Source organism: Acidimicrobiia bacterium, assembly GCA_012959995.1.
Taxonomy (GTDB): domain Bacteria; phylum Actinomycetota; class Acidimicrobiia; order Acidimicrobiales; family MedAcidi-G1; genus MedAcidi-G2B.
The window spans coordinates 1,796-10,842 of sequence record DUCC01000027.1; the positions used below are offsets into that span (position 1 = coordinate 1,796).

10 protein-coding genes are annotated in these 9,047 nt (G+C 52.0%); 9 read left to right on the forward strand and 1 reads right to left on the reverse strand.

Annotation, left to right across the window (positions count from 1 at the left end):
• Positions 1-96 precede the first annotated feature (96 nt).
• The 9 genes from EYQ49_08020 to EYQ49_08060 all read left to right on the forward strand — a co-directional run bounded on the left by EYQ49_08020 (position 97) and on the right by EYQ49_08060 (position 7,634).
• The gene (locus EYQ49_08020) at positions 97-1,068 is read left to right on the forward strand and encodes a hypothetical protein (GenBank protein HIG25818.1); all 972 of its coding nucleotides are present in this window, start codon (positions 97-99) and stop codon (positions 1,066-1,068) included.
• Entirely contained in the window at positions 1,065-3,023 is a 1,959-nt protein-coding gene (locus tag EYQ49_08025) for a DUF262 domain-containing protein (protein HIG25819.1), read from the forward strand. The genes EYQ49_08020 and EYQ49_08025 overlap by 4 nt, the downstream gene beginning before the upstream one ends.
• Entirely contained in the window at positions 3,020-3,604 is a 585-nt protein-coding gene (locus EYQ49_08030; GenBank protein ID HIG25820.1) for a hypothetical protein, read from the forward strand. The genes EYQ49_08025 and EYQ49_08030 overlap by 4 nt, the downstream gene beginning before the upstream one ends.
• Positions 3,601-4,200: a hypothetical protein gene (locus EYQ49_08035; GenBank protein ID HIG25821.1), complete on the forward strand. Its 600-nt coding sequence runs from the start codon at positions 3,601-3,603 to the stop codon at positions 4,198-4,200. Before EYQ49_08030 ends, EYQ49_08035 begins: the two co-directional genes overlap by 4 nt.
• Positions 4,197-4,895 (forward strand): GIY-YIG nuclease family protein, encoded by a 699-nt coding sequence (locus EYQ49_08040; GenBank protein ID HIG25822.1) that lies wholly within the window; start codon positions 4,197-4,199, stop codon positions 4,893-4,895. Before EYQ49_08035 ends, EYQ49_08040 begins: the two co-directional genes overlap by 4 nt.
• Before the next feature lie 23 nt (positions 4,896-4,918).
• Complete coding sequence (locus EYQ49_08045) at positions 4,919-5,599, forward strand: hypothetical protein (protein ID HIG25823.1); 681 nt, start codon at positions 4,919-4,921, stop codon at positions 5,597-5,599.
• A gap of 368 nt (positions 5,600-5,967) precedes the next feature.
• The gene (locus tag EYQ49_08050) at positions 5,968-6,618 is read left to right on the forward strand and encodes an NYN domain-containing protein (protein ID HIG25824.1); all 651 of its coding nucleotides are present in this window, start codon (positions 5,968-5,970) and stop codon (positions 6,616-6,618) included.
• A complete protein-coding gene (locus EYQ49_08055) occupies positions 6,615-7,298 on the forward strand; it encodes a hypothetical protein (protein ID HIG25825.1) in 684 nt (227 codons plus the stop codon). The genes EYQ49_08050 and EYQ49_08055 overlap by 4 nt, the downstream gene beginning before the upstream one ends.
• 3 nt (positions 7,299-7,301) lie before the next feature.
• Entirely contained in the window at positions 7,302-7,634 is a 333-nt protein-coding gene (locus EYQ49_08060) for a hypothetical protein (protein ID HIG25826.1), read from the forward strand.
• A gap of 6 nt (positions 7,635-7,640) precedes the next feature.
• Here EYQ49_08060 and EYQ49_08065 read toward each other — a convergent pair whose 3' ends face one another.
• Positions 7,641-9,008: an ADP-ribosylglycohydrolase family protein gene (locus tag EYQ49_08065; protein ID HIG25827.1), complete on the reverse strand. Its 1,368-nt coding sequence runs from the start codon at positions 9,006-9,008 to the stop codon at positions 7,641-7,643.
• Positions 9,009-9,047 lie beyond the last annotated feature (39 nt).

Genomic DNA, 9,047 nt, shown 5'->3' on the forward strand with positions numbered 1-9,047 from the left:
GCCGGACGGATCATCAACTACGACCTCCCATGGAACCCCATGCGTATTGTTCAACGCCATGGGCGAATTGACCGCATCGGGTCCAACCATCCACACGTGTTCCTCGACTGTTTCTTCCCGGCTGCCCACCTCGACAAACTACTAAAACTTGAAGAACGACTCCATGGCAAACTCGCTCGAGCTGACGCCGCCATAGGGGTAGGCGAAGTAATCCCCGGTTTCGACGGGTCTGAAGGAAGATCGTTCTACGACAAAAAAGACCAACTACAACGCCTACGAGACGAAGACATCACCGTTCTTTTGGAAGAAGGAGGCGGCAACGCACTCTCTGGCGAAGAATACCGGCACCGTTTACGCAAAGCTACCGAAACCTCCACCCTGGGCCGCGATGTACAAAACCTCCCCTACGGGTCCGGGTCTGGGTTCGTAAGCACCGCAGTACGCACCCACGGGTACTCATTTTGTGCCCGTGTCGGCAACAACGAAAAACCAGTCTTCCGGTTTGTACCCACCGACGAAACCTGGAACCCCCTAACCGTTGTTGTCAATAACGAAACAGTGGTAAAAGTAAACCGCCAAACACTCACCGCACTCTCGGCAGCCGACCCCGGAGCCGAATCAGTTGAACGCCACCTCACCGACGACGCTTACCAAGGAGCGTTCGCCGCCTGGGATGCCGCCCACCACGACATCGCTACCGAATGGAAAGAACTCACCGACCCCGCAGCGTTCGCCCCCGTTATACGCAAAGCCCTACGAACCGCCGCCAACCTCGTCGCTGACTACGGGGCCTTCCTTGGGCAACAAGAACAAGACAGCCTCTTCCAACGACTCCACACTGTGCCGTCCCGCCGAGTAGAAACAGCCATAAGAGAAGTCCTCAACGGTGGCCACACTCCCCGCGAGGCCGTAAAACAGATCGCCACAATTGCCGACGCTGAAAACCTTCAAGTCCCACCACCACCACCAATCATCGAATCAGTGCACCCCGCCGAAATCAACCTCGTGGCCTGGATGGCCATAACCCCAAGCACGCCAAACCCTGATTCACCAAGGAGTACCCAATGAAGATTTCCACCGCCCTGGTAAATATAGATAGCGGCCAACTCGCCCTTCCTGAATTTCAGCGCGGCTATGTCTGGAACCGCAGCCAAGTGCGGTCCCTTATGCAAAGCCTCTACCGAGAAGACCCCGTTGGGACACTGCTCATTTGGACCACCGAAGCCGACCCAAAAAACCTACGCAACGTCAACTCACAAGATCTTGGCACCATCAACCTCCTCCTTGATGGCCAACAACGCATCACCACGCTTTACGGCCTTATCCGAGGCCAAGCACCACCGTTTTTTCAAGGCGACGAGAAAGCCTTTATTGACCTCTACTTCAACGCAAAAACCGAAGTTTTTGAATTCTACGGGCCCATAAAAATGAAAGGAGACCCCACATGGGTTTCCGTAACCGAGGTCTTCGATGGGGACATTGCCGAAATAGCGAAAAAAGCTGCCAAAAACAGCCCTGACGAAGTAATCCATTTCATGGAGCGGCTTTTAAAAATAGATGGGATACAAAAACGTTCCCTCCATGAGGACGTCATTGCCGGCCAAGAACGAACCATCGACGAAGTCGTAGAAATTTTCAACCGCATCAACTCGGGAGGAACCAAACTCTCCGCTGGCGACCTTGCCTTAGCCCGCATATGTGCCGACTGGCCACAAGCTCGGGCAGCCCTCATGAAAATTCAAGCAGAGTGGCAAGAACACGGGTACGACTTCACCCTTGACTGGCTCCTACGCTGCGTAACTGCAGTCGGCACCAACCAAGCTAAATTCCCCGGCCTACGAGATCTCAACGTTGAAGAGTTTGCGAACGCATTAAACGCTTCCGAAAAACACATCGGCTTTCTCCTAAATCTCGTCGGGTCACGTCTTGGCCTTGACCACAACCGGGTACTCGGCGGCCGAGGTGCCTTCGCCGCCTTAGCTTGGCTGGTGCATCAACTAAACGGGGAAGAGAAAGACCAAACAACCCAACAAAAAATTCTCTATTGGTACCTCCACTGCCTCATGTGGGGCCGCTACTCCAGCTCAGTAGAATCCAAACTCCAACGAGACCTTGACGCCATGAAAGACAACGGAATCGACGGAGCCATCGAAGAAATGAGGAAGTGGCGAGGTGACCTCACCGTACGAACCAGTGACTTTGACTGGTCCACCGTAGGAGCCCGCTTTTACCCGATCCTTTACCTGCTAACCCGAACCCAAAATGGACGCGACCTCCTTACCGGAATTGGCTTGCGCGAAAACCTTTTAGGAAAAAACAGCAACCTCCACTTGCACCACATCTTTCCCAAAGCACTGCTCCGCAAAGCCGGTTATGACCGTAAAGAAATCAATTCACTAGCAAACATGTGTTTCCTCACCGCATCCTCAAACTTTGAGATAAGCGATAAAGACCCGGCCGAATACTTACCTAAAATCGCTGCTTCTCAACCCGGCGTGTTGGAATCTCAATGGATCACCACCGACCCAACACTTTGGTCAATTGACAAGTTCCCAGAATTTCTTGTTGACCGCCGCGAGCGGCTCACCAAAGCAACAAATCAACTCTTAGACAGCCTCTACGGCGGACAAGAAACCTACCAACAAGAAATAAGCGCCAAAATGGTAGACGCAATCGCAGTAAAAGAAGAAGAGTCAGCCGAAGTAACCGAAATCTTAAAAGTAGTAGCCGAAAAAGGTATCGCCCATCCAGAAATCAATAGTTCAATCTCTCATCAAGAAACTGACGAAACCATCGCCACCGTCGAACTGGTCTGGCACACCGGTATCCAACCAGGCCTCACCAACCCAGTCTGCTTCGCCCCAGGAATTGATGCACCAACCCTCGCAGAACTCAGCGGAGCGGGTTACCAAGTGTTCGATTCTGCCCAGAAATTTATCTGGCACCTAGAAACACAACTCAACGCCGACATTGACGGTGACAACATCATCGGTGAACCTAGTGAACCCCAATCCGGCACATGACCACCGGGGGCAATGAAGTCGGGATTTTTGCCTTTGAAGGTGACTGGACCCCAAGCGACCTTAGAGATAAATCGTCAGCCCGACCAATCCTTGAGCTTCTCTACAAGGTAGATGCCGAACGACCCTTTATTCACCGTCGTATAGGTACCAGAGAAGAACTAGACCACTACGTTGACAAATGGCTTGGCCAAAACCACGATGTCTACAAAGTTGGATATTTCGCCTTCCATGGTTCCCCAAAAACAATTTGGCTTAACGACCATGAAGAAGACGACGCAGTGAGCCTTAAGGAACTTGCGGACATCATTGGGCCACGAGCATCAGGTCGAGTTATTCACTTCAGTACCTGCAACACGCTCAGAGTACCCGACAAAGAACTTGACAACTTTTTGAAAACCACTAAAGCCCAAGCAGTCGTTGGTTACACCAAAACCGTTGGCTGGATTGAATCAACAGCGTTCGAAATCCTACTATTGGATGTACTTTGTAGGTATCAAAGAATGAAGCCCGCAAGCAAAGCACTTCAAAAAAACTACCCAGCGCTTACAAGCCGCCTAGGGCTTGTATTCCATACAAGATGAACCATCCTAACGAGCACTCCAATTGGCCAACCCTCATAGATAACTTACATATCGTCCTCGCCGGGCCAAGCCACAAAAGCGAAGACCTTGTTCGCTACGCCTTTTTTGAAAGCCTCCGTAGCAGCGGCGTTGACTTGGCCCACTTTAGTTTTGAACACCCCCATCCCACCGTTCCCCGAGCCAAAGTAGACACCGTGTTGGTTGACCCTATGGGCCAACCAACCATGGCCTTAGAAGTCAAATACCACCGAGCCAACCCATCTGGCATGAACCTTCCCCGGCCGCAACTAGCCGGCATGTTTATTCACGACCTAGCTCGCCTAGCTGCTTTCCCCGGCGGCATTGAACGGCTCGCGCTTTACGTCACCGATGACGAAATGGCTTCCTACCTCACCAACCCCGACAACGGCTTAACCTGGATCATGAACCTTCAACCCGGGCAAACAACCAACCTCACCACCCAAGACATTGCCCAACGCTCAGCCACCTTTCAAAAAGCCGTCGGCGATTGGCCCGACCAAGTAACCATCACTTGTCGCCATACCGCCGACAACATTGCCGGTCACTGGGTACGGGTGTTTGAAGTGAACACATGACCTCCACCAAATACTGGGTGATTGATACCGGAGCGCTTCAAGGGGAACTCAACGAAAACATCGGTCGCTACCACGACCTCGGCAACCTTGCTCACCACCTTTGGGAGGGCGATGGTGTGCTTAAAGTTCGTTATAACACCATCTCTCAATCCGCTCAAATAGAAGCTTTAGGCAGAGTCGTCGCTACAAACGCCGAAGATGGCACCGCCTCCATCTCTTGGCAAGCAGTTGACTTTGAAATCATTCCCGGCCCGCAGGGGCGGCGCCATTGGGAAACCAAGGCCTATTTTATTCTCAACGCCCAGCGAGCCCGCTCCTACGAACTCCCAGAAAAGTTTGCCGATGCATTTGGCGATAACACGTGGCTCACTCACAAAATTCATGATTCCTACTATCACCGCAACGAACTAGGAGGTCAACTTCCCACTCTTGATGTACGAGAAGGGTTTGTCTATCTCATGCAATGGGAACACGAATACAAGATCGGCAAAGCTGTAGACATTGAACGGCGAAAGAAGCGCTTAAGCAGAGAGCTCAACCGTGACATCACCGTGCTTCACCGTATTTTCAGCCACGACTACACCCGAGCCGAATCAGACCTCCATCGCAAATATGCTAGTAAACGCCTCCACGGCGAATGGTTTGCCCTTGAAGCTGAAGACGTCGCCTGGTTACTGTCAATTGATCAACTATGAGAATCGTTGAGTGGAACTGCCGCATGGCACTCCACCGAAAACTCTGGTACCTAAACGGACTTAACCCAGATATTGCGGTAGTTCCTGAATGTGCTGAAAAACTTCCTAACCAAACCGAGCACGACTTTTCATTCGCCTGGAAAGGCCGCAACAGCAACAAAGGCATCGGTGTTTTAGGTTTTAATGGTTGGGCAGTTGAAGAAATCACTTATGGACCGCAACTCCCATGGGTGCTCCCAGTACGAGTCTCTTATTTAGGCCGACACGCTTTTAACATTCTTGCCGTTTGGACAGTCGTCCGTAAAGGAATAAGCACACTTTCTTACCCACAGCAAATATCTGAGCTACTTAATGTTTGGGGCAAAATACTGGCCGAAGGCAATACCCTTCTTGTCGGAGACTTCAACTGCTCCATACAGGGGCCTTCTGCTAAGCCCCATCAGAAGAACCTTGACCGACTCGAACAACTCGGCATGGTTTCCTCTTACCACCATGCCCTCGATGTGGGTCATGGTGATGAGCCTGAACGCACCTTGCGATGGATTGGACCAGGAAAAGTTGAGTACCGATACAACTGCGACTTCATCTTCGTCCCGAGAAAACACCTACCGGGTATCAAGGCTCATGTTGAACCGCTTTGGAACGGGGACGACCCAAAGCTCTCTGACCATCAACCTGTGGTTGCAGACATCCAAACTAAGTAACCACTTGCACCACCAATATCACTAAATCTGGACACGGTCATTTCCAGCTTGATTAAGATCGACTTTTCCTTAATCTACGGCGCCGCCAAAGTGCTCTGAGTACGTCTCCACAGCGGCTCCCTTCTAACCCCTCCTCCAAGCAATCTCAGCTGTAAAAAAACCCATTCAACGTAGTGACATACAAGGATAATTTTTCAGAAATGAGTGTTAAAGATATTATTAATTAGGTTAATTTTAATAGCAATTATTAAAGTTTTAAGTAACCTTTTTTGGTATAAGTTCACCCCAAATGTCAATTTCTTTTATAGCGAGGGAACCCCCTATTTGCATGGTTAGATGGACGAGAAGCACCTCCACCCAGGAAGCGCATGATCGGAAAGAAACCCATGAAAAATCGAAAATCAAGGAACAAAAACCTTCCTAAAACATGCCCTCCGCCGAAGAAGAAATGCTGCACAATACGTGACCCTGACCCACGCCGATTTCTCCTCATTGACCTTGACAATCTACAAGGCAGCGGCAGCCCAAGCATGGGAGTTGTCGAGCAAACCCGCTTCGACTTTGAGTTCGTTGGCAACGGGCCCGAAGACCAGATGTGCTGCAGTTACAACCACCACTATTCGCAGCGAGTAACCGAAGGTGAAATCAAGAGGATCTGGGCTCCCGCACTCATGCGACCCGCCACCGGAGCCAACGGTGCCGACCAAGCGCTCATCGCCGAGGCCAAAGTTTTTCTTAACATGCCCGGGCTAACCGAACGATTTGACGAAGTAATCGTAGGGTCCGGCGACCACGCCTTTATTCCAATCGTTCGCCAGTTTGTTAAGCGTGGCCTCACCGTTCACTTGGCAGTTCGAAACAAAGCCAGCCTCTCAAAGCGGCTTCAACGCGAAACCAACGGATGCATCTTCCTTTTAAACGAACAACGCTGCCTCCGCCACGACCAGCCCAAAAACCTAGCCGCCCCCGGTCACCCCAACTGCAAAACAGCCAACAACCAGAAAAGGAATAACAAATGAAACTACGTAAACAGCCATCGCATAACACCGGCTTCGGGAAGCACGACAAAAAACTCATCAATGCACTCGGGGAAGCTATTCCTAAAGGCGACGCCGTTTATGCCGGCCCCCTCGCTGTAGACCCCAACAACTATTCCACCAAAGAAGAGGCCGGCTTGGCGCAAAAAACCATTGAGGCCCACATAGCCACGCAGTGGTTTCACGCCCAGCAAGAACATGGGTTTGACGAGCCATGTGCAATTGAATGGCACCCAGATAACGGCACCCCGCAAATCTTTGCCCTACCCGATGACCCAAGCCTCTTTTCGGAAAAAGAACATGCACTGCAATTTCTTGCCGCCACCATTCACGACCGTTGGAGCCCCCACGAGGAACGTCAGCTCCCCAACGTTCTCAAAAGAATATCCGAAGACAAAGGCCTCGGGTCCGAAACAGTTAACCAACGGATTAAGCACTTAAATAGTTTGATCACTCAATTGGTGGGGTCTTACCTCGAAGTAATCGCCTTAGTGGGGCTTGTCACCGGCAAGACACCTGAAGAGGCCTTCAAATGCTTCATGCGCTTTACCCCTGGAGCGCTCAATCCCCTTGTTTTAGGGCTTCCTTCTGAAGATGAGCTCACCAAGATTTTTGAACAACTCAGAGCAGCATTTTTTGACACTGAAATCGAAGAAGGATAACCCATGTACCCACTTCCCGAGCACACTGTCACAGGTGTGGCGTACTCTTTTAGGAAGTACTGCTTCCCTAGAAGAAAGAGCCTTCCCCTGAGTACCAACGAGCTAAGAAAACCATCCACCACACACAGCAATGCCGACCTTCTTATTTGGTCTCTGTATCTGTTGGGTGGGGTTGAAAAATGGATACACGCAAAGCTCTCCGCTGGTGCTCTTTTTTATGGTTTTGCACCGGTAATGAATGCCCTTTGTGTAATCCCAGGAGAACAGATTATGGTCACCCTAAATTTTGAAAACAACATGGCCTTCGTGGAGTTAATTGACGAAGACGCCACCTAAATCTTTCTAACGGCCAACACCCGCCAGTCGCTCGGCCAAGTCAGTAATCACGTCGGCTATCTCGACTTCTTGGCGCCAGTCTTGGCGGAGGGCTTTAACCCCGTGCAAAGCACCCAGCACGTTGCCGACCATGGCGCCGGTGGAGTCTGAGTCTCCGGAGTGGTTCACCGCTAGCAATAAGGCTTTGTTTATGTCGTCTTCGGCCAGCACTACGGCAATGGTGATCGCTAGCGCTTCCTCCCCTACCCAGGCGCCGCCCAGTCGGTGAAGATCCCACCCGCCCAGCGGAGCTTCGGCTGATAAAGCAATAGCCGCATCTATACAAGTCACAACTTCAGCACCTTGCGGGTCTTGTTCGGCCATTTCACGGCCCGCCAACACGGCAGCAAACAAATCATCGCCTTCCATGATGCGGTGGATAATCACCGCCTGGACCCCGGCAGGAACCCAACCATTTCGATGTGAATGCGTCAAAGCCGCCACATCGCAACCCAAGCGGTACGCCTCTTGGTCGCTGGTGGCCACCAAACCCACCGGAGCCACCCGCATAATGCCGCCGCAACCTTTGGAATCATTGAGCGACTTCGTAGTAGTGCCGGGCACGCCGCCGGCCATGGAGCCCATGCAGGTATTCCCAGGGGCACGGCGCTCCCAGAGTTCCGGCACGGCCAGTAAACCAAAATCTGGGGCAATGCCCTCAGGCAACGGGCCGCCCTGAGCGTGGTACCAGCGCTGATAAGCCGCCCACACTTCCTCTACTGGGTCAGTGCCGTTAGCGGCTGTCTCGATAAGGCCCTCGGCGGTAAACAGAGTCATCTGCGTGTCATCAGTAATAGGCGCCGGATGGCCGTAATACGGAGTGAACGAGGTTGCCCCACCAGGACCAAACTCATTTTCAATCTCCGACAACGACATGAACTCCAGCGCCGCCCCAAGAGCATCACCAATAGCGCCGGCCAACAACGAACCCGCTATGCGGTCCGTGCGGTCCACCTGCGGTGGGGCGAGGGCGGCTTTTTCTGGAACTTCTTCAATCAGTGAACCCTCGGGCCACTGGTCAACAAAATGGCACTGCCCCGGCACCTCGGGTGACGGGCGGTGCTGAGCATCGATCGCCCCTAAGCGAAGATCGTTAACTTTTTCTTGCCAAGAAGCATTGGTGGCGTAATCATGGCGACGCAACCAGCAACCCAACACGGTGCCGGTGCGGCCAAACCCACCCCAGCAATGAAAATACACCGTTTTGCCGTTGGCCAAATGCCCATCAATAGCATCGAGAACCACCAACATTTCTTCAGCAGTAGGGATACCCACATCTTGAACGGGGTAACGCTCTACCACTGCTTGACCAGCAACATCTTCGTCGTACTGCACCAACTTGGTGTCGTTATTACCTTGGCCAGTTTGGTCTTT

Excerpts from the sequence above, each read along its gene's own strand:
- EYQ49_08025 (HIG25819.1), top strand. The coding sequence starts at position 1,065 with ATGAAGATTTCCACCGCCCTGGTAAATATAGATAGCGGCCAACTCGCC.
- EYQ49_08030 (HIG25820.1), top strand. The coding sequence starts at position 3,020 with ATGACCACCGGGGGCAATGAAGTCGGGATTTTTGCCTTTGAAGGTGAC.
- EYQ49_08035 (HIG25821.1), top strand. The coding sequence starts at position 3,601 with ATGAACCATCCTAACGAGCACTCCAATTGGCCAACCCTCATAGATAAC.
- EYQ49_08040 (HIG25822.1), top strand. The coding sequence starts at position 4,197 with ATGACCTCCACCAAATACTGGGTGATTGATACCGGAGCGCTTCAAGGG.
- EYQ49_08045 (HIG25823.1), top strand. The coding sequence starts at position 4,919 with ATGGCACTCCACCGAAAACTCTGGTACCTAAACGGACTTAACCCAGAT.
- EYQ49_08050 (HIG25824.1), top strand. The coding sequence starts at position 5,968 with ATGATCGGAAAGAAACCCATGAAAAATCGAAAATCAAGGAACAAAAAC.
- EYQ49_08055 (HIG25825.1), top strand. The coding sequence starts at position 6,615 with ATGAAACTACGTAAACAGCCATCGCATAACACCGGCTTCGGGAAGCAC.
- EYQ49_08060 (HIG25826.1), top strand. The coding sequence starts at position 7,302 with ATGTACCCACTTCCCGAGCACACTGTCACAGGTGTGGCGTACTCTTTT.